Source organism: Citrobacter sp. NCU1, assembly GCF_010231475.1.
Lineage (GTDB): Bacteria > Pseudomonadota > Gammaproteobacteria > Enterobacterales > Enterobacteriaceae > Citrobacter_D.
Window position 1 is genome coordinate 1 of the sequence record NZ_NRDO01000073.1, and the last position, 26,792, is coordinate 26,792.

The 26,792-nt window shown below is 49.2% G+C and carries 27 protein-coding genes; 19 read left to right on the plus strand and 8 right to left on the minus strand.

Features of this window, described 5'->3' with window-relative positions:
- Positions 1-412: 412 nt before the first annotated feature.
- The 7 genes from CJP72_RS20345 to CJP72_RS20375 all read left to right on the plus strand — a co-directional run bounded on the left by CJP72_RS20345 (position 413) and on the right by CJP72_RS20375 (position 8,327).
- Positions 413-1,060 (plus strand): YchE family NAAT transporter, encoded by a 648-nt coding sequence (locus CJP72_RS20345; RefSeq protein ID WP_162383138.1) that lies wholly within the window; start codon positions 413-415, stop codon positions 1,058-1,060.
- A gap of 761 nt (positions 1,061-1,821) precedes the next feature.
- The gene (gene oppA, locus CJP72_RS20350) at positions 1,822-3,453 is read left to right on the plus strand and encodes an oligopeptide ABC transporter substrate-binding protein OppA (RefSeq protein ID WP_162383139.1); all 1,632 of its coding nucleotides are present in this window, start codon (positions 1,822-1,824) and stop codon (positions 3,451-3,453) included.
- Between the two features lie 121 nt (positions 3,454-3,574).
- Complete coding sequence (oppB, locus tag CJP72_RS20355) at positions 3,575-4,495, plus strand: oligopeptide ABC transporter permease OppB (protein WP_162383140.1); 921 nt, start codon at positions 3,575-3,577, stop codon at positions 4,493-4,495.
- A 14-nt stretch (positions 4,496-4,509) separates the two neighbouring features.
- Entirely contained in the window at positions 4,510-5,418 is a 909-nt protein-coding gene (gene oppC, locus CJP72_RS20360) for an oligopeptide ABC transporter permease OppC (RefSeq protein ID WP_162383141.1), read from the plus strand.
- An 11-nt stretch (positions 5,419-5,429) separates the two neighbouring features.
- Positions 5,430-6,443 (plus strand): murein tripeptide/oligopeptide ABC transporter ATP-binding protein OppD, encoded by a 1,014-nt coding sequence (gene oppD, locus CJP72_RS20365; protein ID WP_162383142.1) that lies wholly within the window; start codon positions 5,430-5,432, stop codon positions 6,441-6,443.
- Positions 6,440-7,444 (plus strand): murein tripeptide/oligopeptide ABC transporter ATP-binding protein OppF, encoded by a 1,005-nt coding sequence (gene oppF / locus CJP72_RS20370; protein ID WP_162383143.1) that lies wholly within the window; start codon positions 6,440-6,442, stop codon positions 7,442-7,444. Before oppD ends, oppF begins: the two co-directional genes overlap by 4 nt.
- A 46-nt stretch (positions 7,445-7,490) precedes the next feature.
- Positions 7,491-8,327: an ion transporter gene (locus CJP72_RS20375; protein ID WP_162383144.1), complete on the plus strand. Its 837-nt coding sequence runs from the start codon at positions 7,491-7,493 to the stop codon at positions 8,325-8,327.
- A gap of 33 nt (positions 8,328-8,360) precedes the next feature.
- Here the strand turns inward: CJP72_RS20375 and CJP72_RS20380 are convergent, their stop codons facing one another.
- Both CJP72_RS20380 and cls read right to left on the minus strand, forming a co-directional pair.
- Positions 8,361-8,690, minus strand: a complete 330-nt coding sequence (locus tag CJP72_RS20380; RefSeq protein ID WP_162383145.1) for an HI1450 family dsDNA-mimic protein — start codon at positions 8,688-8,690, stop codon at positions 8,361-8,363.
- 34 nt (positions 8,691-8,724) lie between these two features.
- The gene (cls, locus tag CJP72_RS20385; RefSeq protein WP_162383146.1) at positions 8,725-10,185 is read right to left on the minus strand and encodes a cardiolipin synthase; all 1,461 of its coding nucleotides are present in this window, start codon (positions 10,183-10,185) and stop codon (positions 8,725-8,727) included.
- 143 nt (positions 10,186-10,328) lie between these two features.
- Here cls and CJP72_RS20390 point away from each other — a divergent pair, with 143 nt between their 5' ends.
- Positions 10,329-10,502: a YciY family protein gene (locus CJP72_RS20390; protein ID WP_162383147.1), complete on the plus strand. Its 174-nt coding sequence runs from the start codon at positions 10,329-10,331 to the stop codon at positions 10,500-10,502.
- Positions 10,503-10,558: 56 nt separating this feature from the next.
- Here the strand turns inward: CJP72_RS20390 and CJP72_RS20395 are convergent, their stop codons facing one another.
- Entirely contained in the window at positions 10,559-10,855 is a 297-nt protein-coding gene (locus CJP72_RS20395) for a YciI family protein (RefSeq protein ID WP_162383148.1), read from the minus strand.
- A gap of 223 nt (positions 10,856-11,078) precedes the next feature.
- On the opposite strand from CJP72_RS20395, the gene tonB reads away from it, so the two are divergent.
- On the plus strand, positions 11,079-11,795 hold the full coding sequence (tonB, locus tag CJP72_RS20400) for a TonB system transport protein TonB (protein ID WP_162383163.1): 717 nt from the start codon (positions 11,079-11,081) through the stop codon (positions 11,793-11,795).
- Positions 11,796-11,840: 45 nt separating this feature from the next.
- Here tonB and yciA read toward each other — a convergent pair whose 3' ends face one another.
- The 5 genes from yciA to CJP72_RS20425 all read right to left on the minus strand — a co-directional run bounded on the left by yciA (position 11,841) and on the right by CJP72_RS20425 (position 15,876).
- Positions 11,841-12,242 carry an acyl-CoA thioester hydrolase YciA gene (gene yciA / locus CJP72_RS20405; protein WP_162383149.1) on the minus strand — a complete coding sequence of 134 codons (402 nt, stop codon included), beginning with the start codon at positions 12,240-12,242 and terminating at the stop codon, positions 11,841-11,843.
- A gap of 297 nt (positions 12,243-12,539) precedes the next feature.
- Positions 12,540-13,079 (minus strand): septation protein A, encoded by a 540-nt coding sequence (locus tag CJP72_RS20410; RefSeq protein ID WP_162383150.1) that lies wholly within the window; start codon positions 13,077-13,079, stop codon positions 12,540-12,542.
- Between the two features lie 54 nt (positions 13,080-13,133).
- Positions 13,134-13,877, minus strand: coding sequence for a YciC family protein (locus tag CJP72_RS20415; RefSeq protein WP_162383151.1), 744 nt, complete (start codon positions 13,875-13,877; stop codon positions 13,134-13,136).
- A 657-nt stretch (positions 13,878-14,534) separates the two neighbouring features.
- A complete protein-coding gene (locus CJP72_RS20420; protein ID WP_162383152.1) occupies positions 14,535-14,903 on the minus strand; it encodes a hypothetical protein in 369 nt (122 codons plus the stop codon).
- 313 nt (positions 14,904-15,216) lie between these two features.
- Positions 15,217-15,876 (minus strand): hypothetical protein, encoded by a 660-nt coding sequence (locus CJP72_RS20425; RefSeq protein ID WP_162383153.1) that lies wholly within the window; start codon positions 15,874-15,876, stop codon positions 15,217-15,219.
- Between the two features lie 507 nt (positions 15,877-16,383).
- Here CJP72_RS20425 and CJP72_RS25325 point away from each other — a divergent pair.
- The 10 genes from CJP72_RS25325 to CJP72_RS20475 all read left to right on the plus strand — a co-directional run bounded on the left by CJP72_RS25325 (position 16,384) and on the right by CJP72_RS20475 (position 26,457).
- Positions 16,384-17,634 (plus strand): antirestriction protein ArdA, encoded by a 1,251-nt coding sequence (locus CJP72_RS25325; RefSeq protein WP_202882583.1) that lies wholly within the window; start codon positions 16,384-16,386, stop codon positions 17,632-17,634.
- A 25-nt stretch (positions 17,635-17,659) separates the two neighbouring features.
- Entirely contained in the window at positions 17,660-18,226 is a 567-nt protein-coding gene (locus CJP72_RS20435) for a hypothetical protein (protein WP_162383154.1), read from the plus strand.
- A gap of 243 nt (positions 18,227-18,469) precedes the next feature.
- Positions 18,470-19,039: a recombinase family protein gene (locus CJP72_RS20440; RefSeq protein ID WP_162383155.1), complete on the plus strand. Its 570-nt coding sequence runs from the start codon at positions 18,470-18,472 to the stop codon at positions 19,037-19,039.
- A gap of 751 nt (positions 19,040-19,790) precedes the next feature.
- Positions 19,791-20,558 (plus strand): hypothetical protein, encoded by a 768-nt coding sequence (locus CJP72_RS20445; RefSeq protein ID WP_162383156.1) that lies wholly within the window; start codon positions 19,791-19,793, stop codon positions 20,556-20,558.
- Positions 20,546-21,394, plus strand: coding sequence for a hypothetical protein (locus CJP72_RS20450; RefSeq protein WP_162383157.1), 849 nt, complete (start codon positions 20,546-20,548; stop codon positions 21,392-21,394). Before CJP72_RS20445 ends, CJP72_RS20450 begins: the two co-directional genes overlap by 13 nt.
- 1,159 nt (positions 21,395-22,553) lie before the next feature.
- Positions 22,554-23,144, plus strand: coding sequence for a hypothetical protein (locus tag CJP72_RS20455; protein WP_162383158.1), 591 nt, complete (start codon positions 22,554-22,556; stop codon positions 23,142-23,144).
- A 216-nt stretch (positions 23,145-23,360) separates the two neighbouring features.
- Positions 23,361-23,873, plus strand: coding sequence for a hypothetical protein (locus CJP72_RS20460; protein ID WP_162383159.1), 513 nt, complete (start codon positions 23,361-23,363; stop codon positions 23,871-23,873).
- Positions 23,874-23,935: 62 nt separating this feature from the next.
- Positions 23,936-24,412 carry a ribonuclease H family protein gene (locus CJP72_RS20465; protein ID WP_162383160.1) on the plus strand — a complete coding sequence of 159 codons (477 nt, stop codon included), beginning with the start codon at positions 23,936-23,938 and terminating at the stop codon, positions 24,410-24,412.
- 135 nt (positions 24,413-24,547) lie between these two features.
- Positions 24,548-25,570, plus strand: a complete 1,023-nt coding sequence (locus CJP72_RS20470; RefSeq protein WP_162383161.1) for a tyrosine-type recombinase/integrase — start codon at positions 24,548-24,550, stop codon at positions 25,568-25,570.
- A 383-nt stretch (positions 25,571-25,953) separates the two neighbouring features.
- Positions 25,954-26,457, plus strand: coding sequence for a virion core protein, T7 gp14 family (locus tag CJP72_RS20475; RefSeq protein WP_162383162.1), 504 nt, complete (start codon positions 25,954-25,956; stop codon positions 26,455-26,457).
- Positions 26,458-26,792: the final 335 nt, after the last annotated feature.

Below are 26,792 nucleotides of genomic sequence, written 5' to 3' on the forward strand. Positions count from 1 at the left end.
AGATCGACGAAAGTTTGTGTAAAAGTCTGAAAATCAAACGGTTACTTAACGTCCGTTTTGCACTGATTTACTAAAAGAGCTTATGCCTTAGCGTTAACTGATTCTAGCGCATTACGTCCAGGTGGCGGAAGCCAGATTACTCACTTCTGAGTAGTTATTACGTGATCCAAGTCAAATTTTCGCAAAGCTGACACCTTTCAGCAGGCCATTTTTGCAATATTCGCTAAGTGTTGTTGAATTGTTGTCGTGAATGATAGTTGTATTAGCATAATTTGCACAAATTAATAACACTGGAGAATATAGTCAGATTACGCAGATTTGAGGTGAAGTATGCTGTTAAAAGGCGTATCTTCAGCGCGGTTTTACCATTATTGACGACTAACTTCATACGGCTAACGCTTCGGAGCTAACCGTGATCCAAACGTTATTTGACTTCCCTGTGTACTTTAAATTTTTCATCGGGTTATTTGCGCTGGTAAACCCGGTTGGGATTATTCCTGTCTTTATCAGTATGACCAGCTACCAAACGGCGGCAGCGCGCAACAAGACAAATCTGACCGCAAACTTGTCGGTCGCCATTATTTTGTGGACATCACTCTTTCTGGGTGACGGCATTTTGCAACTGTTCGGTATTTCGATTGATTCGTTCAGGATCGCGGGTGGGATTCTGGTTGTCACGATTGCGATGTCGATGATCAGCGGGAAACTGGGCGAAGATAAGCAGAACACTCAGGAAAAATCAGAAACCGCAATACGTGAAAACATCGGTGTTGTACCGCTGGCGTTGCCCTTAATGGCTGGGCCAGGTGCTATCAGTTCGACGATAGTCTGGGGTACGCGGTATAACAACATTATGCACCTGGTGGGTTTCTTCGTTGCTATTGCCGTTTTTGCTCTGTGCTGTTGGGGCTTATTCCGTATGGCGCCGTGGCTGGTACGGTTGCTGGGACAAACCGGCATTAACGTCATTACACGTATCATGGGCCTGTTGCTGATGGCGTTGGGCATTGAGTTCATCGTGACAGGGCTTAAAGCCATTTTCCCTGGCCTCCTCAGCTAACACACCTTTCATAGAGACGGAGCCAATATTGGCTCCGTTTTTTTGTCATCAGTAAAAGCGCTCACACGCGCTAAAAATTAACGTGAAAAAAGAATCAACATGGCAGCTTTTCTATTTGTTTTCTTGTTGATTTAGCAGGGTTTAATCCAATTTTTATGTCTTAAAGATACGCGTCTCGCTGTTATTTTATTAACATCATACTAAGGGGCTTGATGAAGGATTATCGAAATGTTATTAGTTATTTCAGCGCCATGCCAGATGAATGTGCTAAATAATGACCAATTGTTAAATTTATGTGCACACTTGTCTTTGCTAAACGTCTGGGAGCATAGAAGGGAGTTTGTTTGAGATAACTTATTGATAAAAATGATTTATCACTGAATTTTTTCTCTAAAACGATGTCTTCAGGCTGGTGTGTTTTTTTCTACAAAAGAGAATTAGTTAACAAATCTGTAAATTGTATTGGCGGTTAAGAAACGCATTTGGTACTTTCCGGCCAGATATTTTCAGAAGATCTCACGTTGTTGAGAACGATTGTCAATAAATTGATTTACAGAATAAAAACGCGTCTCTGACAGGGGAGGCGTGGACGGAATCGACGTAAGGCGATCATTCGAATCGTCAAAATAAATAAAGTCGGTGATAGCAAAGTAGTAAACGAACTGACAGCAGCAAAATCTCCGGTGCTGTACAGAAACCCTAACGGGATTAAACAGGCTGGCTAAAAAGCCAGTAATTATAATGAGTGGAGTACAAACACAATGTCTAACATCACAAAAAAAAGTTTAGTAGCTGCGGGGATTTTAACTGCGCTGGTCGCCGGAAACGTTGCCCTGGCTGCGGACGTACCGGCTGGCGTTCAACTCTCCGATAAGCAAACTCTGGTGCGCAATAATGGTTCCGAAGTTCAGTCTCTCGACCCGCACAAAATAGAAGGTGTGCCGGAGTCGAACATTAGCCGCGATCTGTTTGAAGGTTTATTGGTCAGCGATGTCGAAGGACATCCGTCAGCAGGTGTTGCGGAAAAATGGGAAAACAAAGATTTTAAAGTCTGGACATTCCATCTGCGTAAAAATGCAAAATGGTCAGACGGCACGCCGGTTACCGCGCATGACTTTGTTTATAGCTGGCAACGTCTCGCCAACCCGAATACCGCGTCACCTTATGCAAGTTATCTCCAGTACGGCCATATTGCCAATATTGACGACATTATTGCGGGTAAAAAACCATCAACCGATCTCGGCGTAAAAGCGATTGATGATAATACATTCGAAGTCACCCTAAGCGAGCCGGTGCCTTATTTCTATAAACTTCTGGTTCACCCGTCCGTTTCTCCAGTACCTAAAGCCGCCGTTGAAAAATTCGGTGAGAAGTGGACTCAGCCCGCCAATATTGTCACCAATGGTGCGTACAAACTGAAAGACTGGGTGGTGAACGAGCGTATCGTGCTTGAGCGCAATACCAATTATTGGGATAACGACAAGACGGTCATTAATCAGGTCACCTATCTGCCGATCTCGTCCGAAGTCACTGATGTTAACCGCTATCGCAGCGGCGAAATCGACATGACTTACAACAACATGCCGATTGAATTATTCCAGAAGCTGAAAAAAGAGATCCCGAATGAAGTTCGTGTCGATCCTTATCTGTGTACTTACTACTATGAAATCAATAACCAGAAAGCCCCGTTTAATGACGTTCGGGTTCGTACCGCACTGAAAATGGCGCTGGACCGCGATATCATCGTCAACAAAGTGAAAAATCAGGGCGACCTGCCAGCCTATAGTTACACTCCTCCGTATACCGATGGCGCGAAACTGGTTGAGCCGGAATGGTTTAAGTGGTCACAAGAAAAACGTAACGAAGAAGCGAAAAAACTGCTGGCTGAAGCGGGCTTTACCGCGGATAAACCGTTAACGTTCGACCTGCTTTACAACACGTCTGATCTGCATAAAAAGCTGGCGATCGCAGTAGCCTCCATCTGGAAGAAAAATCTGGGCGCTAATGTGAAGCTGGAAAACCAGGAATGGAAAACGTTCCTCGACACGCGTCATCAGGGAACCTTTGATGTGGCACGTGCTGGCTGGTGTGCGGATTATAATGAGCCGACATCCTTCCTGAATACCATGCTGTCAGACAGCTCAAACAACACCGCTCACTATAAGAGCCCTGCGTTTGATAAACTGATTGGCGACACGCTGAAGGTCACTGACGAAGCGCAGCGTACCGAGCTGTATACAAAAGCAGAACAGCAACTTGATAAAGACTCTGCAATTGTACCGGTTTATTATTACGTGAACGCTCGCCTGGTGAAACCCTGGGTAGGCGGTTACACCGGTAAAGACCCGATGGATAATATCTACGTTAAAAACTTGTATATTATCAAGCATTAATGGCAAGACGTGGGGCAAGCGAGTTTTGCCCCACAGTGTCTTTTTTTCATCGCACTATTAACACCTCAACTGAGTTCGTTTGACACAGAGGTGTAAAGGCACACGCCAGAAGGTACGGGCAATGTTGAAATTTATTTTACGTCGCTGTCTGGAAGCGATTCCGACACTCTTTATTCTTATCACGATTTCATTCTTTATGATGCGCCTTGCGCCGGGAAGTCCTTTCACCGGTGAACGCGCGCTGCCGCCAGAGGTTCTGGCGAATATTGAAGCGAAATATCATCTGAATGACCCGATCAGTACGCAATACTTCAGTTATCTGAAGCAGTTGGCGCACGGTGATTTTGGGCCTTCTTTCAAATACAAAGATTACACGGTCAATGATCTGGTTGCCTCAAGCTTCCCGGTGTCGGCAAAACTGGGCGCCGCCGCCTTTTTCCTCGCCGTGATTATTGGTGTAAGCGCAGGGGTTATTGCCGCACTTAAGCAAAACACGCGCTGGGATTACACGGTGATGGGGGTGGCCATGACCGGGGTGGTAATCCCCAGTTTCGTCGTGGCCCCATTACTGGTCATGATATTTGCCATCACGCTCAAATGGCTGCCCGGCGGAGGCTGGAACGGTGGGGCGCTGAAATTTATGATTTTGCCGATGGTGGCGCTGTCACTTGCCTATATTGCCAGTATCGCCCGTATTACTCGCGGTTCGATGATTGAAGTTCTGCACTCCAACTTCATTCGTACCGCACGCGCTAAAGGGCTGCCGATGCGACGGATTATTTTCCGTCACGCGTTAAAACCCGCGTTGTTGCCTGTGCTGTCTTATATGGGACCGGCGTTTGTCGGCATTATCACGGGCTCGATGGTTATTGAGACAATCTATGGTTTGCCGGGAATCGGCCAGTTGTTCGTTAACGGGGCATTGAACCGTGACTATTCGCTGGTGCTGAGTCTGACTATTCTGGTGGGGACGCTGACCATCGTGTTTAACGCTATCGTCGATGTGCTGTATGCCGTCATCGATCCGAAGATTCGTTACTGAGACTGGAGCTCGCTATGATGTTAAGTAAGAAAAACAGCGAGACGCTGGAAAACTTCAGCGAAAAGCTGGAGGTCGAAGGCCGTAGTCTTTGGCAAGACGCTCGCCGTCGTTTTATGCATAACCGTGCGGCGGTGGCCAGTCTCGTGGTTCTGGTGATCATCGCGCTGTTTGTCGCGCTGGCGCCGATGTTGTCGCAGTTTACCTATTTCGATACGGACTGGGGCATGATGTCGAGTGCGCCAGATATGGAATCGGGGCACTATTTCGGTACGGATTCTTCCGGACGCGATCTGCTGGTGCGTGTGGCGATTGGTGGGCGTATTTCGCTGATGGTTGGGATTGCCGCTGCGCTGGTGGCGGTGATCGTGGGGACGTTATACGGCTCGTTATCGGGCTATCTTGGCGGCAAAATTGACTCTGTCATGATGCGTTTGCTTGAGATCCTCAACTCCTTTCCATTCATGTTCTTCGTGATTTTACTGGTGACCTTCTTTGGTCAAAATATCCTGCTAATTTTTGTGGCGATCGGGATGGTGTCCTGGCTGGATATGGCGCGTATTGTTCGGGGCCAGACATTAAGCCTGAAACGTAAAGAGTTTATTGAAGCGGCCCTGGTTGGCGGTGTCTCCACGGGCAGTATCGTGATTCGTCATATCGTCCCTAACGTTCTGGGTGTGGTGGTGGTGTATGCCTCACTGTTGGTGCCGAGCATGATCCTGTTCGAATCCTTCCTGAGTTTCCTCGGGTTAGGCACCCAGGAGCCGTTGAGCAGTTGGGGGGCCTTGTTAAGCGATGGCGCCAACTCAATGGAAGTTTCACCGTGGCTGCTGCTGTTCCCGGCAGGTTTCCTTGTGGTGACGTTATTCTGTTTTAACTTTATTGGCGATGGCCTGCGTGATGCCCTCGACCCGAAAGACCGTTAAGGAGTGCAGCCATGAGTGTAATTGACACCTCAACCGCGCCGCTCGCGCAGCAACAGGCTAACGCACTGCTGAACGTGACAGATCTTCGAGTGACCTTTAGCACTCCAGACGGTGATGTCACCGCGGTTAACGATTTAAACTTTTCGCTTCGTGCAGGGGAAACGTTAGGGATTGTCGGTGAGTCAGGTTCTGGCAAATCACAGACGGCGTTTGCATTGATGGGGCTGCTGGCGGCAAATGGACACATTGGCGGTTCTGCGAAGTTTAATGGGCGCGAAATACTGAACTTACCCGAACGCGAGCTTAACAAGCTGCGTGCTGAACAAATTTCAATGATTTTTCAGGACCCTATGACCTCACTAAACCCTTATATGCGGGTCGGTGAACAGTTAATGGAAGTTCTGATGCTGCATAAAGGGATGAGCAAAGCCGAGGCATTTGAAGAGTCGGTGAAAATGCTGGATGCGGTAAAAATGCCGGAAGCGCGTAAGCGCATGAAAATGTTCCCGCATGAATTTTCTGGTGGTATGCGCCAGCGCGTTATGATCGCGATGGCGTTGCTTTGCCGTCCTAAGTTACTGATTGCCGATGAACCGACCACGGCGCTTGACGTCACCGTTCAGGCGCAAATTATGACGCTGTTGAATGAACTCAAACGTGAATTTAACACCGCCATCATCATGATCACCCATGACCTTGGCGTGGTGGCCGGCATTTGCGACAAAGTTCTGGTGATGTACGCAGGTCGTACGATGGAATATGGCAATGCGCGCGACGTGTTTTATCAACCCGTCCATCCGTATTCAATTGGCTTGCTCAACGCTGTACCGCGTCTCGATGCGGAAGGGGAATCGATGTTGACGATTCCAGGCAACCCGCCGAACTTGCTGCGCTTGCCAAAAGGCTGCCCATTCCAGCCTCGCTGCCCTCATGCGATGGAAATATGCGGCAGTGCTCCTCCTCTTGAGGAATTTAGCCCTGGGCGTCTGCGCGCCTGCTTTAAAGCGGTGGAGGATCTGGTATGAACGCGGTGACTGAACAACGAAAAGTGCTTCTCGAAATTGCCGATCTGAAAGTGCATTTTGACATCAAAGACGGCAAACAGTGGTTCTGGCAACCCGCTAAGACCCTGAAGGCGGTCGATGGTGTGACGCTGCGATTGTATGAAGGGGAAACGCTGGGCGTCGTGGGGGAATCTGGCTGTGGAAAATCGACCTTCGCCAGGGCGATTATTGGGCTGGTGAAAGCCACTGACGGCAGAGTGGCCTGGTTGGGTAAAGATCTACTGGGAATGAAGCCGGAAGAGTGGCGCGCGGTGCGTAGCGATATCCAGATGATTTTCCAGGATCCTCTGGCCTCGTTGAATCCGCGTATGACGATTGGGGAAATTATTGCCGAACCTCTGCGGACCTACCATCCTAAGCTGTCGCGTCAGGACGTTCGTGATCGTGTGAAAGCGATGATGTTGAAAGTAGGGCTGCTGCCAAACCTGATCAACCGCTATCCACACGAGTTTTCCGGCGGGCAATGTCAGCGTATCGGTATAGCGCGTGCCCTGATCCTTGAGCCTAAGCTGATTATTTGTGATGAGCCGGTTTCTGCGCTCGACGTCTCCATTCAGGCTCAGGTAGTGAATCTGCTGCAACAATTACAGCGTGAAATGGGGCTTTCGCTGATTTTCATCGCGCATGATTTGGCCGTGGTTAAACATATCTCCGACCGCGTTCTGGTGATGTATTTGGGGCATGCTGTGGAGCTGGGCACCTATGACGAGGTGTACCATAATCCTCTGCATCCTTATACCAAAGCGTTAATGTCGGCAGTGCCGATCCCGGATCCTGATCTGGAAAAAAACAAATCCATTCAGCTGCTGGAAGGGGAGCTGCCGTCGCCAATCAATCCTCCGTCAGGTTGCGTATTTCGCACTCGTTGCCCGATTGCCGGGCCAGAATGTGCTAAAACGCGGCCAGTGCTGGAGGGCAGTTTCCGACATGCGGTTTCCTGCCTGAAAGTAGACCCGTTATAATTGTGAGGGCCGACATGATGTCGGCCCTTATCATTGCGAGGTCACTGTGTCGCTTAACTTCTCTTCAGTTCGTCAACGTCTTTATCATCTCTTATTCGATCTGAATACACGTTCTGGTCGTCGCTTTGAAGGGCTATGCGGTCTGTTCGCGTTGCTTAGCGTCTTAATTATCTTTGTTGAATCAGGCCTTGGGACGCAATATCACCTGACGTTTAGCGAATGGCACACGTTTGTCTGGCTGGAGTTATTCGTGACGCTGGTATTCACCGGCGAATATCTCCTGCGATTATTGACCTGGCCGAATCCAGCGAAATATGTCTTCAGCTTCTGGGGATTCATTGATTTAGCCACCATACTGCCCCTTTATATTATGTGGTTATGGCCGGAGATCAGTCTCAATTATGTGTTTGCCTGGCGAGCCATGCGAGCGATTCGTGTCCTGCGGATCCTGAAACTGCTGCGTTTCATGCCTTCGTTGCGGGTATTCTGGAGCGCAATCATTAGCGCGCGTCATCAGTTGATTCTGTTTTATTCGTTTATTGCCATAGTGATGATAATTTTTGGCGCGCTGATGTATTTGATTGAAGGACCGCAATATGGGTTTACGACGCTAAATGCGTCGGTTTACTGGGCAATCGTAACGGTAACAACGGTGGGCTATGGCGATATTACGCCGCATACCCCATTGGGGCGTGTTGTGGCGTCGGTGCTTATCTTAATTGGTTATTCCGTCATTGCGATTCCGACTGGCTTAATTACCACGCACATGAGTACGGCGTTTATGAAACGTAATCAGCAGCGGAAATGCCCGACGTGTCAGCAGGGGCAGCACGAATACAGCGCGCAGTATTGTAACCGTTGTGGGAGTAAGCTTCCGGAGTAGAGGAAAAAAAAGCCGCGTTAGCGGCTTTTACACTTATTCGCGCCAGAGAATGTGGCAGAGTTTGTGATCTTTCTCGCGACAAAGCAGCACGCGGGCAAAGATGTCGTTAATTTCACCGTCTTCACTGTCTGCCAGACCAATTACCACTTCGGCAAAAAAGTCAGGATTCAGGTCAAAATCGACATGCTCCTGCCAGTCTTCTGCCGGGTCAAACAGTTCTGCGCCCCCGCGTTCTTCGAACTGAAGGTTAAACAGAATAATATCTGCCGGGTCGAGATTATCGGCGGCCAGCTCAAGAAAAATATCGTAAGCCTGCTCAAGGGTTTCATCCTCAGTCAGGCGATTGTTCAAATCCATATCCATAATGACTACCTGTTTATCGTCGCTTGCGCACGTTTTACAGCAACGGGCTGAAGAAGTAAAACAGTCGCTCGGTGATTCGTTGCCACAGGGGGCGTTTTGCCCACAACCGCGCATCCAGCAGGCGTGAACGCGAGATGTAGTCATCCTGAACGGAGGCGAGATCGCCACCGAATCCCGCATCGTCAATGACCAGCGTTATCTCAAAGTTGAGCCATAAACTGCGCATATCCAGATTCACGGTGCCGACCAGACTCAGTTCGCCGTCAACCAGCACACTCTTGGTGTGTAACAGCCCCCCTTCAAACTGGTAAATTTTGACCCCGGCCGCCAGCAGTTCGGTGAAAAAAGCACGACTCGCCCAGCCGACCAGCACGGAATCATTTTTACGCGGAAGAATGATACTGACGTCCACCCCGCGTTGCGCCGCGGTGCAAATCGCGTGCAGCAGATCGTCGCTGGGCACGAAGTATGGGGTGGTCATAATCAGATATTCGCGTGCAGAGTAGGCTGCGGTCAGCAGCGCCTGGTGGATCAGGTCCTCGGGGAAGCCCGGTCCGGACGCAATCGTGTGAATGGTGTGCCCGCTGGCCTCTTCAAACGGCATGATATTCAGATCAGGCGGGGGAGGCAGGATGCGTTTACCTGTCTCAATTTCCCAGTCGCAAGAGTAGACAATACCCATCGCCGTCGCGACGGGACCTTCCATTCTTGCCATCAGATCGACCCATTGCCCGACACCCGCATCCTGTTTGAAAAAACGTGGATCGACCATATTCATGCTGCCGGTATACGCAATGTAATTGTCGATCATCACCATTTTGCGATGCTGGCGTAAATCCATACGGCGTAAAAAAACACGCATCAGATTAACTTTGAGCGCTTCGACAACCTCGATACCTGCGTTACGCATCATTGCCGCCCACGGGCTGCGAAAGAAGGCGACGCTACCCGCGGAGTCCAGCATCAGGCGGCAGTGGATACCGCGGCGCGCCGCGGCCATCAAAGATTCCGCGACCTGATCGGCCATCCCGCCGGGCTGCCAGATATAAAACACCATCTCAATATTATGGCGTGCGAGTTGGATATCACGGATCAACGCCTGCATCACATCATCGGAATCGGTCAGCAGTTGAAGTTGGTTTCCCTTCACCCCCGCAATTCCCTGACGGCGCTCACACAGTTTAAACAATGATGAAGCAACGCTACTGTTTTCCTGCGCAAAGATGTGTTTGCAAGCCTTGAGATCGTTTAGCCATTTGGCGGTCGACGGCCACATGGCTCTGGCGCGTTCGGCGCGACGTTTCCCCAGGTGAAGTTCACCAAACGAGAGATAAGCAATAATCCCTACCAGCGGCAGAATATAGATAATTAGTAGCCATGCCATCGCGGAAGGAACTGCGCGTCGTTTCATCAAAATGCGCAACGTCACGCCGGCAATCAGAACCCAGTATCCGAGAATGACCAGCCAACTCACCACTGTGTAGAAGGTTGTCATAACATTAAAAATCCTTTTGAAAGCGTATTGTTATGAGTTTACGCATCAGGATTCATCTGGCAAATAAAAACGCAGGAAAAGCGCTGGTCTGAGTTTGGTGAGGGCGTATAATGCTCGCTTCCTGCACTGTAAGAGTCGTTAACATGAAACGTAGTAGAACGGAAGTGGGACGCTGGCGTATGTTACGTCAGGCTAGCCGCCGTAAAGCGCGTTGGCTTGAAGGACAGTCGCGTCGCAACATGCGTATCCACTCAATCAGAAAGTGCGTTCTCAATCATCAACGTAACTCGTTGCTGTTTGCGATCCACGGCATCTGATTCAAAAAAGGGCACCGTATTCGGTGCCCAACGATTTTTGTGGTGTCCAGCCGGACTCAAAATACTTTCTTATAGGGCTTAACGGAAACCTGCGCGTAGACCCCGGCGGCGACGTACGGGTCCGCTTCTGCCCAGGATTGCGCAGCTTCTAAAGAGTCAAATTCAGCAATTACCGTTGAACCGCTAAAACCCGCAGCACCAGGTTCGTTGCTGTCGACTGCAGGCATTGGACCCGCGGTGAGCAGACGACCTTCATCCTGCAGAAGTTGCAGGCGCGCCAGATGCGCAGGGCGGACGGAAAGGCGCTTTTCGAGAGAATTGGCAATATCCTGAGCGTAGATGACATACAGCACGGGGAGAGCTCCTTAATGGGTAAAAGTCGTTAATTACGTTATTGGAAAGGCCTTTTAACTGCAACGCAAAGATGACGGCTTTGTTAAGGCGCACAGTTTGCATGGCTTTTTTTGGATAATATTGCGTTTTAGATGCCCCACATTGTGATGTCTTATTGAATATGATTGCTATTTGCATTTAAAATCGGGGCCTGGTTTTTTAACTGAAACGATTATGACTTCAATGACCCTTGATTTACCTCGTCGCTTTCCCTGGCCGACGTTACTTTCCGTTGGCGTTCATGGTGCTGTAGTGGCGGGACTGCTGTATACCTCGGTACATCAGGTTATTGAACTGCCTGCGCCTGCGCAGCCGATCTCCGTCACCATGGTCTCGCCTGCCGATCTTGAGCCACCCCAGGCTGTTCAGCCGCCGCCACAACCTGTTGTCGAGCCTGAACCCGAGCCTGAGCCGATCCCCGAACCGCCAAAAGAAGCGCCGGTGGTGATTGAGAAGCCGAAACCAAAACCTAAACCAAAACCTAAACCCGTGAAGAAGGTTCAGGAGCAACCGAAGCGTGATGTTAAACCGGTCGAGCCACGTCCGTTGGCGCCGGCTGAAAACACCGCACCTGCTCGTCCGACGACCAGTACCGCACCTGCTACCAGCAAACCCGTGGTCAGTGCGCCTGCGGGCCCTCGTGCGTTGAGCCGTAATCAACCGCAGTATCCGCCGCGAGCGCAAGCGTTGCGTATCGAAGGGCGGGTCAAAGTGAAATTCAACGTGACGTCCGACGGGCGCGTTGAAGATGTTGAAATACTCTCCGCGCAACCCGCCAACATGTTTGAGCGGGAAGTGAAAAACGCGATGCGGAAATGGCGCTACGAAGCCGGGAAGCCAGGTTCCGGGTTGGTCGTGAATATTGTTTTCCGCCTCAATGGCACCACGCAGATTGAATAAGCGTGATGATGAATAAAAAAGCCTCCACATCCGGAGGCTTTTTTATTACTGCTGAACTGGCAACGCGCGGGGCTTACCGTCCTTGTCTACCGCAACATAAATAAACAGCGCCTCTGTTGCTTTGTACCGCTGTCCAATTGGCTCAGAGGCCACCTTTTTAACCCACACTTCGATGTTGATGCTGACGGAGGTGGTACCGCGTTTTACACAGCGAGCGTAACAGCACACGACATCGCCCACCGCGACAGGGCGTAAAAACGTCATTCCCTCTACACGCACGGTCACCACGCGGCCATGTGCAATTTCTTTGGCCTGAATGGCACCGCCAATATCCATTTGAGACATTAGCCAGCCGCCAAAAATATCGCCATTGGCATTCGTATCAGCAGGCATGGCCAGAGTGCGTAAAACAAGTTCGCCCTGGGGGACATTATTCGTTGTTGTCATTGTAGAACCGACTATAGAAAAAAATTACAGGCGCGATGCTACTATGATTTGCAGATTGAGAACAGAGGAGATACGCCGCGCACCGCGGGTGTTCAGGCAGCTCAGAAGGAAAGGGGGCTGGTGTAATAGACGCATCCCGGTCCGTTGTCGGTAGATGAGCCATTAGATCATTTTCGTTCCAACATTTGTGGGGGGCATCAACGGCATATCTTCACAATTAATGGAATTTGCGTTGCGAATTACGGGGAATAGTGCAGAAAAGAGAAGCGCCAGAGGAAATGTCTGGCGCTGGAGGGATTATGATTTATCTTCCTGGGGAAGATGGCGGTAGATATAAACGCCGCTCAACAGGGTGAAAATCAACGTCAACGCGGTCAGGCCAAAGACTTTAAAATTGACCCAAATATTTTGCGGTAACCAGAACGCGATGTAGATGTTCGCAAGGCCGCACAGAATGAAAAAGACCGCCCACGCCAGATTTAACTTCGACCAGACAGGCTGAGGAAGCGTAAGCTCTTTCCCCAGCATGCGCTGAATTAATGGCTTTTTCATTATCCATTGGCTTACCAGCAATGCGCCCGCAAACAAGCCGTAAATCACCGTCACCTTCCATTTAATAAATTCATCGTTATGGAAGAAAATGGTCAGGCCGCCAAAGACGGCCACCAGAATAAAGGTGATCAACGCCATTTTCTCAACCTTACGATAACGCACCCAACTGTAAATCAGGACAATTGCGGTGGCGACGATCAGGGCTGAGGTTGCCGCGTAGATGTCATAAATCTTGTAAAAGGCGAAAAAGACAACCAGCGGTAAAAAATCAAGAAACTGCTTCATACTTCGATTCCGTAATTAACATGCATCGGCCGGAAAGTACCGACGCACACAGGGTTATTGGCGAATCAACATATACAGGCGGAATAAATAGATGAGCAAAACCGCAGAGATCAAATTGCTCAGCGTATTCGCCACCACCGCGCCGACGTTCGGCGTCAGCACAGCAAAGTTAGGTGCAAAGAGCAAAAGCAACGTTTTTGCCAGCAACCAACTGATCACTGCGGGCGCGACCAATCGCATATTAGACCACGTAAGACGCATGCTGTTGCGCATTGCGGCAAAAACACCCATTTTATCCTGAACCAGCATGACAGGCGCAAGTGCGAGGAGGATGGCCATGAGAATACCGGGCACCACAACCAGCATGATACCGAACTGCACCAACAGCGTCGTCATGAAAATCAGTATAAACAGCTTAGGCAAAACAGGGGCGCTGGCGCCAATGGCGCGTAATGCACTTACCCGATGACCGGCCGAAATCAATTGAATCATCAGCAATACGCCACCTGCCAGAATGGCATTGCCGATGAGACCTGAAAACGTCGAGGCTGCAGAAGCACGTAACAAGATTTGCTGCTGTTCTGGCGTCATGTTTTGCACCAGGTCGAATAATCCAACGCTATCCGCCAGATGATCGCCTTCGCTAAGTTGCGCAATTTGCGCGTCGCTGGGGGAAAAGGCATGACCTAAAACCACCGTGATAAATGCGCACAGCAGCGATACCAGTAAGATGGTAACAAATTGATTACGGAAAAAGTTCCCCGTGTCACGGTATACGGACTTCGCCGTGATAGACATGCACTCTCCTAGAATTTTGGATTAAATAGAAGTAAATCAACTAGTTAGCTTCTTGATGTGTATCAGGTTAATCACAAAAGAACTCACTATGAAGACTCGCATTCTAGCACACAGCATCCCTAAGCTACCAACGCCAATAAGTTTCTTTACTTCATAGTCTTAGGCTCCCGCCCGTATCGCGTGGAGTCATGTGATTAGTCCGGGTACAGGCGGTGAGAGTGGGTGAGACGGGGAGTCTGTTCAATACACCCAGCGTTGGAGCGAGCAACCAGTAAGTCAGATTGAGCACCAGATAGCGTGAGGAATGAGAAAACGCCACGCTTCCAGATGGATAAAGGCGGTTAATGGTGCCGATGAAATGGGACAGGTTGTGATGTCAGGACGGGAACAGCAGAGCGCCGTCGGGTAACTGGTGGTATCTGGAAGCTGGCACGGTTTCGCTACTTCTGAGTTGAGTCGGCTGATGCTGATTCCTCAGGAGTAGCGGAGCTATGTAAAAACAGCAAGGAACGGTGGTGTGTGACTTGCTCAGGAGGACAGGCGGTGTGATACACAGACGGCCTGATTACTTCAAGGCGCATGTTGTGACGTCTTGAGGGCGACGGTGAACAGGGGGTCATCAATGGGGGTCGTCCAATGGAAGACCCCCCCCTTCTATCACCTGCCTATACTACAGATAGCTGTGCCAATAAATGAGGCCGTACTACTGCCGCGATCAAGGTAGTCGGCTTCGAATAGGAACCTATCCTGCAATGTAGAAAAAACAACCTTCCCGTATTTATTCTGGCAGTCCTGATTCGACACAGAGATTCTTTGATAAGTGACCGAGTGATCCAAAATCGTCTGCACAATGACGCGACGGCTATTTCCATCTTTTGCGAAAGAACCTTTCTTAAAATAGGAGAAGCTATGCCCATCTGCTGATTCATTTATCAGCATCCATACATTAGGGTCAACCAAGGGTGGATTGGCAAACGCGGAAAACGAAACCAGAGAAAACAGAACACATCCCAAAAGTACCTTCATAAAATCCTTACCTTTATTATAAAAAAACCAAACTATCCTACTCTTAAAAAACCTTGACCAAAACCCTGTATTTCGCTCGGTATCCATCTGTCATTTAGCTCGTCAAGTTCCTGCTGGATGTCTTCAGGGTATGGCAAGATCTACCAAAAATACCTGACCGCCAGCTACTTGCCCTCGTGTCTGAATCCCTGACCAGTGCGATGGAAATCATTGTTGCCCTCGCAGGTAAGCAGATGACCGTCACGGAACTGGCTGTGTAGCACTCAGCAAGTCAATAATGCTTGTTAAACATGTAGTGATTCATGTGATTTTATTACGTCTCAAACAATTCATCGTATGCTTTGATAATTATTTTATGATGATTTTCGACATTATTGTATAGGCTTAACATGTTTGCCTGAAGTTCGGGTAAGCCTTCTATTTCATTTGATGGGTTTGATAATTTCAACCTACGATACTTTATAAAAACATTAAACAGTTCTTCGTGACGGTCTATAACATTATGAAAATCTTGTATGTTCTTAGGAACTAAGCCCCAGAGTATCATTCTTTCCATTTTGACATTCATTAAAAATGTATTTTTAACGTACATCTCAATTTTAATACCAACGTTAGCATGTTCATTGTGAAAATTAGTATTTTCTTGATGAGATGATTTTAAATAAGCAGATACATCAGCCAGCAAATGTAATGCTTCTAGCTGTAGGGTGCAGAACCCTTCAATCAGTTCATCAGCAAACTTAAATTGCCTGTCCTTCAATTTTGGTGCTAGCCAATCAGGCACTTTACGATAAGCAAATAATGCAACAGCAAATGTACCCAACGTTGCAACAGCCGATAGTGCGGCCCACCAATCAGCAACTTTACCCAAATCTATCTTGCTGCCCTGAACAAGTATGGACACACAGATAAGCAATAACATTCCAACGATACTCAACAGCAGAATGTTGATAACCCTAAGTACTCTATCCATAAGTTACCCATCAATAAAAAAACATCACCCTACGATACACATCAAGCAATTGATGTCGTTAGGGTATCGTGGCAAAAACAGTTAAAAATGTGAAGTGCCTTATAAGGACTACACGCCACCCCCGATCCCCCCCTGTACCCCTGCTGCTGTCTCCTGCTTTCCTGGTGTATCCTCTCGTTTTTCTGCCTGGCTCCTGCTGTCCGTCCCGCTGTTCTCTATAGACACATGAGGCGGGGAGGGTCACACCTATACCATTGCATTAACGCAGTCCTTGCGCCTGTTCTTACCCATAAATCCCTATTACTACTAGCTGTTGCCCTGCTGATACCTGCTGCCTTGTCTTGTCCCTTCTTTGTGTTTTGTCCCTTTTTAGTATACCCATAAAGATTTATTTTTATGATGGTATTGACGTGTCCTTTTTGTGTCCTTAAATTATGTCCTTGTTAGGTCTTAACGATAACGGACACTAACGCTGCCTACTAACAGAGACAACAAGGACTACACAACATGAACAAGCACACCATCACCGCCAACATGGTCGAACGCCTGCAAGCTGACCTGAACGGCGTGAGCTACGGGCTGGAATCTAACGAGTCCTACACCATGAAGTCAGCACGTAGTGACATACTGTTCTTCATTGAGGAAGCCAAGAAGGAAGCAGATGCTCACGGGCTGCACTGGCTGGCTATCGTTCCAATCGTAGCGGTCATCAAAGGTGTTAGCCGCACTTCACTGATTAAGGCTTGCAACAAGGCAATGGATGAACTGGAGGTAATGCGCCGTCATCAACGTGAACAGGCTGCTGAACTGGAAGCACAGGACGTTAAACCAGACCTGTCTGCCGTCATCGCTACTGCACAACCTACCCTGAAAGCTGGCTTCACTCTGGCAATCGCTAATACTGACCGATCAGGCTCTCATCAAGTAGAGATCCGTAAGGACGGTTGCCTGTGCTGGCGTGGCTGGGAGTTCGAGTCTGATTTCCAGTGGAACCTTGAGAAGCAAATGGGGTATGCGACTGAGGCCAAGCAGGAAGACAAGGACGCCAAGCGCATTGAAGAACTGAAGGAAACTATCAGTCTGCTGAAAGGTGACTTGGCGTACTGCCAGACACGCCAACAAGTAGCTAACGTGTACGCTCTCATTGATTCCCGTGAGGCTGAACTGGTAGCCCCTCGGGGAGCACAAGATGAGACGCAAGGTAACACCGAGCAAGCCTTCATTAATCGATGTGTGAGCGCGTTAGATGCCGCTGGGATGGCAGAGCACAACGTCTACATCTGCTGGTTCCGTATCAACTATGGCTGCTGGATAAATGCTAGTGATGTGGTAGAGGCTGGCGGTCTAGCACAGTACCTGAAGTCTATCGGCCTGAATGAGTCCGATGTAACCGAACTCATGACGCAGGACTGTGACTGTCAGGACGCTGAAGGGTTGGCCCTGAAGTGTCTGGGTAACTACGGCTCATTCGATTGGAAGCTGATGGGTGAACTGCTGGAAGCTGCTGAGGAGTGCGGGGAAGACGTGGTTGACGCTGCGTTATCAGCTGGTATCCCAGCAACTGAGGCTGGCAACAAGTATCTCGGGCAATGGGAGAGCATGGAAGATTATGCGTATGACCAATGGGAATCATGCGGTTTGCTTGAATCCATCCCTGAAGCTGCAAGGGGCTATCTGGATTGGGAGGCTATCGCAAGGGACATCCAATTCAACGGGGATGTCTGTGAGAGTAACGGTCATTACTTCTGTGCGTGTTAATTATCCCACTGAACCGGAGCAACTTATGAGCACTAAAGTAACTCAACATAAAGCTAACGCCGTGCAACTGGACGAGTTCACCGCGTCACAAATCAAGGCGCATTGGATGTGTGTGGCGCTTAGCAAGATGGCGAAGGAATTACGTAAGGTCGCTCTCACACTCAAGTGGGAACATGATTACCCCGTCCGGTATGCCCTGAGTGATGTGCGGGTAGCTGTTGCCTTGGGTATGTCCCGCTGTGAGGCGCATGGTGTGGACTTCAGGCCAATCTTTGAAATCATCCAGTTCATCCAAGGGGATACCAGAGCCAGCCTGATTGCATCGTGCTTTTACGCTGCTGACGAGCTGGTATCCGCTAAGGAGCGTATCGCTAAGAAAGGAATGGCGAGAACGGTTGAGGGGCCGACGAAGCGCACTGTAGATCCTCATGATGGACTGCCATACCTCGGTTTATCCACGGCGAACTATACGCTGGATAGTGAGGGAATGGAGGCTATAAAAGACCTGCTGAGGGGAACAGGCGGCGCGATACGGAGAAGACCTGATTACTTCAAGGCGCATTACATGACGTCGTTCGGGCAGGGATGTTAATAGGTTGGCTCTCCAATGGCTGCAACCAGAAGAGAGCCGGAAGTATCACAACAACGAGGAATCAACTCTATGAAAATTGAAACACTCAACGGCAAAGGGTACATGCTCACGGTCAACGGTTCAAGTCACATGCTGGACACTTTCACCGAGTGTCTGCGGGTAGGCTGGCTGATTAAGTCAGGCCAGTAAGTTATCATAAGGGGCTGGCGGTATCGTTAGCCCTATCAACAAGGAGTTAGAGTTATGGCAGTAGTTGGTTACGCTCGCGTGTCATCTGTAGGTCAATCACTTGACATCCAGTTGGACAAGCTCAAGGGAGCTGGTTGTGACCGTGTGTACTCAGAGAAGCAATCGGGAGCTACCGCTAAAGACCGTCCGCAACTTCAGGCTATGCTGGATTATGTGCGCGATGGTGACACTGTGGTGATCACCAAGCTGGATCGTATGGGTCGTAGCCTGGCTGACCTTCTGGACATCGTGAATACCCTTAAGGCCAAGGGGGTGTCCTTTAAGGTACTGGATCAAAGCATTGATACAAGCACACCTCAGGGAATCCTCATGCTGTCCATGCTGGGTGCCTTTGCTGAGTTCGAACTGTCGATTCGTAAGGAACGCCAGATGGAAGGGATTGCTAGAGCTAAGGAGGAGGGGAAGTATACAGGCAGACCTAAGACGATAGACGAGCAGCCAATCCGAGAGGCTCTGTTAGCTGGTATGAGTATCCGGGAAGCTGCCAGCAAGTTAGGCATAGGGAAGACCAGTGTTCATAAGGTAGCCGTTAAGATGCGCGAAGAGGGTCAGGAGGCTGAGTAACCGCATAAATGCCACGTGATTATTCACTTTGTGCGCATAATAATTTACCCTGACCTACAAGGGAGAAGGTTAATCCTATCTAATCATTAAAAATGATCGGTGAAACCTTTCTCTGTCTATGCTTGCCCCCCTGTTTGACTACCCTGAAGATAACCTAAAGACACCCACTATCATCAATGAGACATCCCCTTAAGGATCGTGAAGACATCTATCGCTCTCTTGTTCTCTGCTTACGTGTTTAATCATTGTCATTGGAGTAGAAGAGAGAGGGAGACCAACGATAGAGACTGTTAAGACATCATCCTGTGTGTCTTCTAGTTGGGTCAATTCACTTGTACAAGAAATGAACAGCGAAAATAGGGCAAGCTATAAGCTCCCCTTGAAGTTTTCTTTAATTGTAAGTCTTACGTTATATAAGTTGCGCAAATGTTAACTGTAACCCCCCCCTGATCTTAAGGACATCCTCAGGACTATCTTCTTCTCTGCCTACCTGTTTTATCTTTTATGGTTATCACTGGTAACTCATCTACTCCTACCCGGAAGACCTGACTGTTGTCCTAAGGATACAGGGGGGCTTGCTGGTACTCGTCATGCTTAGGGCAGGGGAAATTAATAGACCCTGCCCGGTGACTCTCTTCTGTCTTCATTTGATTACCCTTCCTTTGGAGATAATCATCAATGATTGACACTAGGTTCATTGGCTGATCTAATAACCATCAAACGAGATGACATCTTAAGGAACGATAATCAAATGAGTGAAATTACATCAAAGTACCTACCAGAAGGCACCATTCTGACAACTGAAGGCAAGGACAAGATTCTTACAGGCAAGCTGCAACGCGAAGTAGCTTTCTGCCTAGCCGAGCGTATTGCTCACTGGACCCCGACACTGACAGAGCTTAGCGCTAGAATGCGTGACGTAGCACCTCAGAACGTACACCGCACCGTGAAGGCACTGGAGGCCAAAGGTATCCTCAAGACGGTGAAAGGCGTGAAGGGTGAGGTCACAATTCATCACTGCATTAGCACTAACGATGAAGGAGCGCTTTACATTCAGTACGACCTGAAAGGGTTCTACAGCTCCAATGAAGCTATCATGCCGGGAGGCGCTGTCGTGGGTAACGTTGACTATGTAGCTGCGATTCAGGAGGGTTTAGCTGGCGACCAATCAAAGGTGTTTAAGTCCATCAAGCAGGCGCGTGAAGGTGACACCCGCTGGTACATCTTAGAGTTCAACAAGCCTGACCTCTACAAGCTGGCTGCGCTGAAGTTCATGGGCCGTGTGGACTTGGCTGAAGCAACAGAAGCACTCGCCTTCAGTCACTTATACCCACTCATTGAGCAAGCTGCTCGTGGCGCATGGCAACCATTCTTTGACACCATGAAGAAAAATAAGGTCATCCAGTATCACGAGTTCAACGGGAGTCGTGTAATGTTCTGGGATGTCGATGCATGGTCAACCTACAGCACGAGAGTCTTGAAGGAACGCCAAGCGATCATTGATTCATGGAAGGTATAGGACCTGCCAGCAATCCTCACCCCTCCTTGTCTCAGCAATGTAAAGAGAAGCGTGACATTGCAATCATTGAGTTCCATAAAGAAGGTAAGAGCGCGTATGCAATCGCCAAGCTGACTAAAGTGGCGGAGACATCCGTAGCGCGTATCCTTGCGGAAGCTACCCCCAAAACCCCAAACTGGGAAAATGGGGGTAATCAGGAAGTCTCCCCCCACGTCATCCCAATGGCTAACACGCAGCCACGTCCTGACACCCAAGTAGACGCTTCATCTATTGAAGAGATTCGTGTGCTTGCTGCTGGGGCTAACGTTGCTCATGGTAAAGGAAACACCGAGGCTGACTACCACAACATCATTGTGCGTATGATGGGCTTCGGTGATACCTACATGAAGAACGTCTTTGAGCCTGACATTAAGAAGATTGCTGAGGCCATTGGTGCGTCTGTTCCTTCTGTTCAGCGTGGGTACAACGATTACTTCGGCACCGAGAACAATAAGCACCCGGCGCTGAATGTCACATGTAAAGAGAAACGCGACATCGCAATCATTGAGTTTCATAAAGAAGGCAAGAAGCCGTCTGAGATTCAGAAGATGACTCGTGTGAAGCGTGATGTCATTTACGACACCATCAAGGAACTGTCGGAAAATCCTGAATCAGGAAAAAGCGACACCCCTGAAGTCTCCCCCCACGTCATCCCAATGGCTAACACTCAGGCACGTCCTGAAACACAAGTAGACGCTGCGCCTTGGTTCGACGAGCAGATGCTGAGGATACTCGTATCTGCGCGTGGCGCCGTAATCGACATTATCGCAGACAGTAAGGGTGTCCGAAAACGCTGATTCAGCGAAACCGGACCTAAATCATGTCACCCCTCACCCAACGCTGGGGCAGGTCTGCGAAGATGCGACGTGGTTATGCTGATTACCAAGGCCCTACTAATGCCCCACACCCTTCCTTATCTCAGCAATGTAAAGAGAAGCGGAACCACGCGATCCTGGCGTTTCATAAAGAAGGTAAGAGTGACAACGCAATCGCAAAGTTGTGCGGCATGAACCACGTAACCGTGGGGAACATCATTAAAGAGCACGTTGTAAAAAATGGGGATTCCCCAAATCTTACAACCCCTGAAGTCACCCCTCATGTCATCCCAATGGCTAACACTCAGGCACGTCCTGACCATCTAAGCCTAGTGGTAAATCTGGAAGATTCTGCCAATCTTACCCCCCCAAAGACCCCACAACCATGCCACACCGTACATTATTCCCTGACCTAAGCATGAAGAGAGGTCTCTAGCCGAATACTGTAAGAACCTTTAGTCTGTCTTTTATCCCCGCTGTAATACACCGCTTAGCACAAGTATCCCCACTGAATAATGAACACATAAACCCTGTCCTAAGGTAAGACTCTGCATCTTGCTTACATGGTCATGGTGTTATTTCTCAATTTAGTTAATTGGTTTCTTGTGGTGTTACAGCGATGCGAAGCGTCTGCTTCAAACGACAAATCAAGTGAGTCCCTCGGTATCTCCGGCGTTAACGCGCTGGGTATCTGAGGGCTTCTTTTCACATAATTTATGTCCAACATTAACCCATTTATCCAACTGAGGCTTTATGTCTACCAGAATCCCCAAGACCGCAAACAGTAACGCGCACAGAACATCTGTCGTGCTATGGCCTGAGACAACCCCAAAGGCAGACATCATGACCCTGCACCTCTCTACCGAAGCAGGGCGCTTACTCACACGCACCGAGGCAATCAACCTACTGATTGAACGCGCTGCTGCATCCATCAACCAATCAGAGGCTAAGTAATGCCACGACTCCAGAAAGAACTAAGCAGACTCCAATTCCAGCGTGACTTCCAGAGCGCACAAGCTCGCTGGGACATGATGGAACCTGATGATGAACCTGAAGATAAACATGCGGTATCTGCTGTTGAAGCCGGTGCCTTATTCACCCACCACTACAGCGTTAGACATGACGCATAAGGAATAACACAATGATGCACGACCCGGCAGTATCCGTATCTCATGGCGGTAACATTGAAATCGACACCTACAGCATGAGTGATTACTCAGTAGGAACCAACCACGAAGGCAAGGCGCTGTATGTGGTGGATGACGTCGAGATGACCGATGAACAGCTTGAAGACAACATGCACTACTACGAGTCCGATGACTCAGACGATGACGAGTACGACTCAGCAGGCGACTTCCCCGAGACAATCACCGAACAGCTTTATCAGATTAACGATGTGTTAGGGGGTGGTGCGGCTGAGTTCTACGCCTCGGAATTGCTCGGTATTGGTGAGAGTCGCATGGGCGAGGTTATGCGAGGTACTCACCAGTCACGCGATGCCATCCAGTCACACGCAGAGGCTACATTGCATCACATGGCGGCTGCTGTAGGCATGAATGGTGACATGCTCATGAGCGAACTGAACAAGGACATTGCAACCGTCCGAGGTATGCGATCAAAGGTCGGCACTGAAGCACTCCATGCTGCGATTACCGACGCGATGACGGGTAATTATCATGGAGCAATGACCCGTTGGAATCGCCTACGTGGTGCTTTACAGTCTATCCGCTAAGCCAGAAGACACTCGTAAAGGCGTAAGCCTTGCTTATTCCTCGTATCGCCACACCTCACCAGACGATCTGTAAGGCCTCCTACGGCCTCCGACTGAAACACACACAATCACACTGACACACGCTCAGGACGTCACCAGACGCTTCCTGCGGCTTCCTGTCGCCTAAGCGAAGCTTAGGCTTCATCTAAACAATTAACCAATAAGGAAGTAAACCCCATGACTAGCAAATTAATCACCCGCGCAGACCTTAGCGAAGACTTAATCGACTACCTGAACGGTATGCAGGCCACCATCAAACGCCTGGCTGAAATCGCACACGTCCCACCTGCTGAACTCCAGCTCATCCGTATGGAATCAACCGCACAACATCAACGCGTCAAGGCTGAACAAGCCCGTATCCGTGAGAACCGTAAGCAGTTCGAGGAAGACGTCGCGGAAATGAGAGCATGGAACACATACGCTCGGTTCGTCTATGAGAATGAAGCTGGCTGGGCTAAAGGAGCCGCGATGGAATGGGAGACAATCACCGGGCGCAATGGCAGCGAACATGGGCAGTCCTACATTGGTAGCTACAAAGAACCGACCAAGAAAGAGCTACTGGCTGCAATGGCAGACTGGGAACGCTGGGAGAACTCAGAGAATCCGCAGTATGTCAGTCACCGCACTAAGGCTCGTGCTGTGCTGCCTGTTATCCGCAAGAAACTCGCTGCGATTCTGACGGCTCAGTAAGTGAACGCGAGGGGGACGTGATGCCCCCTCACTCCTGTCACGTCAACCAAAAGAGAAACCAAATGAACCAACACGTACCCGCAGCACCTCACCATACCTACCGGATCGCATGTGATGGGGCATGTAACACAAATCACATTAAGTCACCGTTCCGCAAGGTTGGCTGGGGATTTACCGCGATACGCTCAGATGGTCGCACGGCTGAACGCTCAGGCACCTGCGAGGGGGATGGGGAAAGCAACAATACCGCTGAGCTAGAAGCTGTCATCCAAGCCCTCTCATTCCTTCAGCCTGGCAGTAACGTAACGCTTCTTCTGGATTCCAATTACGTACTTAAAGGCGCTACAGAATGGCTGGAAGGATGGAAGCGTAAGGGATGGAAGAAAGCAGACGGTAAGCCAGTGCTCAACTTGAGGCGCTGGCAGATACTGGATGACCTCATGCAGACCCGCAATGTCACCTTTGAGAAAGTGAAGGGACACGCTGGACACGTGATGAATGAACGCGCTGATGCTCTCGCTGTTGCTGCTCTAGCCTAATCCAACAATAGTAATCTTTAAGATTTCCCCCTCAGTTTTGTAGCCTCAGCAGCCTTAAAGTCTTAAGAATCGTTAACCTTGATTCTGAATGAGGTAAATACCCACTGAGACACTATAAACAAGAGGAGTATGAACATGATTCGAGCAAGAGGGGCTAGCTGGCAGGTCGATGTGGTGGTTGATGGAAAACGCATTAGGAGATCGGTCTCATCCTACGCCGATGCTCATGACATGCACCTACGCCTAGGCAGTTCAAAAGTAGCACCTGAAATCGCCAGAGAATCAGATCAACGGAAACCCCAAAGGCGACCAACAGGTTGTCCACCTGTTCCTGTGGATACTCCATCGATGGAAGACATGCTGGAGTTGACGTGGTTCCGTGATTGGTCACACCAGAAAGACGGCGAAGGGTCTAAGCGCCGAGCTACAGCTGTGCTTGAAGACATGGGGTGGTTAAAATGGAATCCTGCTGAGATCACCAAAAAACGCTTGTTGTATCTCAGGGATTTCTACCAGCGCAAGGGTAACTGCAACGGTACGATTAACAGGAAACTTAATTCGGTTACGAAACTCTTGAGTACCGCTTTTGATGAGGAATTAATCCACCACAAACCTCATGTCCGTCTTCTACCCGAAAGAAATACACGGGAAAGGGTCATCACTACGTTGGAAGAAGAGGCCCTCCTGTACTGGTTGCACGAGTTGCACTATGGCGGGGCGTGGTACTTGGCGAGATTCCTTATTGATACAGGGTGTCGGGTAGGCGAAGCCGTATCATTACGACCTCATAATGTATCTCATAAATTAAAAACCGTGTCGTTTGAGAACACGAAAAATGGGACATCACGGTGCGTCCCTCTCACTGATCGTGCTTTAGATTCAGTCCTCAAGTGGGGATCGAAGATCAACGTCAGATTGTTCGAATACAACTTTTACAGGGCTCGTGACCACGCAGGTATAGGGAAGGATGTTGTTCCACATACACTGCGACATACATGTTTAACCCGTCTGGCTCAATCGGGCATCTCTATGGCGATAATCCAAGCATGGGCTGGTCACAAGAGCATCCGAACGACCAACCGCTACCTGCACTTGAACGTATCTAATCTGGATACAGCGAGGAATGCGCTGAACAACTTCACTGATACTGAAGAGTAAGTTGTAACCGCTCCCGTTTTTGTCCCTTTTTGGAAGGGATAAGATGTTTCCCCAAATAGACTCACACCATAGACAATCTAACAAGTTGATTTATTTCAACATGTTAAGAGCCACAAAAATCACTGTTGCGCTACGTGAAATCTGCAAGGTCACGACCCTGCGATTCTAAAAGTATTCACGTAGGAACTCCAGGTTCTACCCGCTTTACCCCTTACCTATGCAATACCAACCCAATAACGGCTACCTCAAGCCATTCAACTAAACCATCGTTTCTTTATGCTGCGCTTTTTCTGCTGCTCTCGCTTGCCTATTGGGTATTAAAGCGATGGGGGCTTGTGGGAGAAGAGGTGGCATGAGAGGCGCAACATAAGGAATCCAATTAAATGAGCTACATGCTAATCGGTGGCGCACTGTCTGGTGCATCCACCTTGTCCAGGAAGAAACAGCAAGAAGAGTACAACGCTAAACAAACAGAGGCCATCAACAAGCAAGCTGCTGCTGACCAAAAGGTCATCAACACGCAGTCACAGCAGATGGCTCAACAGACTGCACAAGCACGTCAGCAACTGGCATTAGGTTCCGCTAAGACAGGAGCAAGCAACGAAGCGAAGACTGCTGCTACAGGCGGGGCGCAGGGTTCCTCAGTGGATCGCACAAGTCAGATGCTGGATGCAACAGCAAGTCGCATGGACCAACAGCTTCAGAACAACCTGGCTGACCAACTGTTCCAGCAAGAGATGAACAAGCTCGGTGTGGTCAATCAACAGCAATCACAGCTCAACCAGATTCCTGAAGGCCCTACAATTCTGGATACGATTCTAAGTGGGATTGATGGTGCGATGAAGTTCTACACCTTTGACCAAGCATGGCAACAGGGGAACAGGTAGTGAATCGCGGCCCCCGCCAGTATCCGCTAAGCAACACTTTCACATTGACTGACCCCCGCCACCTGAGTTCCTGAACTAGACTGATTGGCGTAAACAAAAAGCCCCGCTGTGATCTTCTCGTAACTGAGAGGCTCGCAGTGGGGCTTTTTTTCGATTAGGTTACTTGTTGAGCAAAGCAAGGAACTGCTGAGCGTACTGAGAGTTAATCATTGTGGTTACTGCGTCAAGATACTGCTGGGGGGATAGACCCGCTGAGTACAAGTTGTAACTCATATGATCTTACCCACGTAATGTGGACACAACCCTAAGCGAGATTCTGGTTTTCAAATTGTTCC

Coding starts and splice junctions, on each gene's coding strand:
- oppA (WP_162383139.1), top strand. CDS start 1,822: ATGTCTAACATCACAAAAAAAAGTTTAGTAGCTGCGGGGATTTTAACT.
- oppB (WP_162383140.1), top strand. CDS start 3,575: ATGTTGAAATTTATTTTACGTCGCTGTCTGGAAGCGATTCCGACACTC.
- oppC (WP_162383141.1), top strand. CDS start 4,510: ATGATGTTAAGTAAGAAAAACAGCGAGACGCTGGAAAACTTCAGCGAA.
- oppD (WP_162383142.1), top strand. CDS start 5,430: ATGAGTGTAATTGACACCTCAACCGCGCCGCTCGCGCAGCAACAGGCT.
- oppF (WP_162383143.1), top strand. CDS start 6,440: ATGAACGCGGTGACTGAACAACGAAAAGTGCTTCTCGAAATTGCCGAT.
- CJP72_RS20380 (WP_162383145.1), bottom strand. CDS start 8,690: ATGGATATGGATTTGAACAATCGCCTGACTGAGGATGAAACCCTTGAG.
- cls (WP_162383146.1), bottom strand. CDS start 10,185: ATGACAACCTTCTACACAGTGGTGAGTTGGCTGGTCATTCTCGGATAC.
- CJP72_RS20390 (WP_162383147.1), top strand. CDS start 10,329: ATGAAACGTAGTAGAACGGAAGTGGGACGCTGGCGTATGTTACGTCAG.
- tonB (WP_162383163.1), top strand. CDS start 11,079: ATGACCCTTGATTTACCTCGTCGCTTTCCCTGGCCGACGTTACTTTCC.
- yciA (WP_162383149.1), bottom strand. CDS start 12,242: ATGACAACAACGAATAATGTCCCCCAGGGCGAACTTGTTTTACGCACT.
- CJP72_RS20410 (WP_162383150.1), bottom strand. CDS start 13,079: ATGAAGCAGTTTCTTGATTTTTTACCGCTGGTTGTCTTTTTCGCCTTT.
- CJP72_RS20415 (WP_162383151.1), bottom strand. CDS start 13,877: ATGTCTATCACGGCGAAGTCCGTATACCGTGACACGGGGAACTTTTTC.
- CJP72_RS20420 (WP_162383152.1), bottom strand. CDS start 14,903: ATGAAGGTACTTTTGGGATGTGTTCTGTTTTCTCTGGTTTCGTTTTCC.
- CJP72_RS20425 (WP_162383153.1), bottom strand. CDS start 15,876: ATGGATAGAGTACTTAGGGTTATCAACATTCTGCTGTTGAGTATCGTT.
- CJP72_RS25325 (WP_202882583.1), top strand. CDS start 16,384: ATGAACAAGCACACCATCACCGCCAACATGGTCGAACGCCTGCAAGCT.
- CJP72_RS20435 (WP_162383154.1), top strand. CDS start 17,660: ATGAGCACTAAAGTAACTCAACATAAAGCTAACGCCGTGCAACTGGAC.
- CJP72_RS20440 (WP_162383155.1), top strand. CDS start 18,470: ATGGCAGTAGTTGGTTACGCTCGCGTGTCATCTGTAGGTCAATCACTT.
- CJP72_RS20445 (WP_162383156.1), top strand. CDS start 19,791: ATGAGTGAAATTACATCAAAGTACCTACCAGAAGGCACCATTCTGACA.
- CJP72_RS20450 (WP_162383157.1), top strand. CDS start 20,546: ATGGAAGGTATAGGACCTGCCAGCAATCCTCACCCCTCCTTGTCTCAG.
- CJP72_RS20455 (WP_162383158.1), top strand. CDS start 22,554: ATGATGCACGACCCGGCAGTATCCGTATCTCATGGCGGTAACATTGAA.
- CJP72_RS20460 (WP_162383159.1), top strand. CDS start 23,361: ATGACTAGCAAATTAATCACCCGCGCAGACCTTAGCGAAGACTTAATC.
- CJP72_RS20465 (WP_162383160.1), top strand. CDS start 23,936: ATGAACCAACACGTACCCGCAGCACCTCACCATACCTACCGGATCGCA.
- CJP72_RS20470 (WP_162383161.1), top strand. CDS start 24,548: ATGATTCGAGCAAGAGGGGCTAGCTGGCAGGTCGATGTGGTGGTTGAT.
- CJP72_RS20475 (WP_162383162.1), top strand. CDS start 25,954: ATGAGCTACATGCTAATCGGTGGCGCACTGTCTGGTGCATCCACCTTG.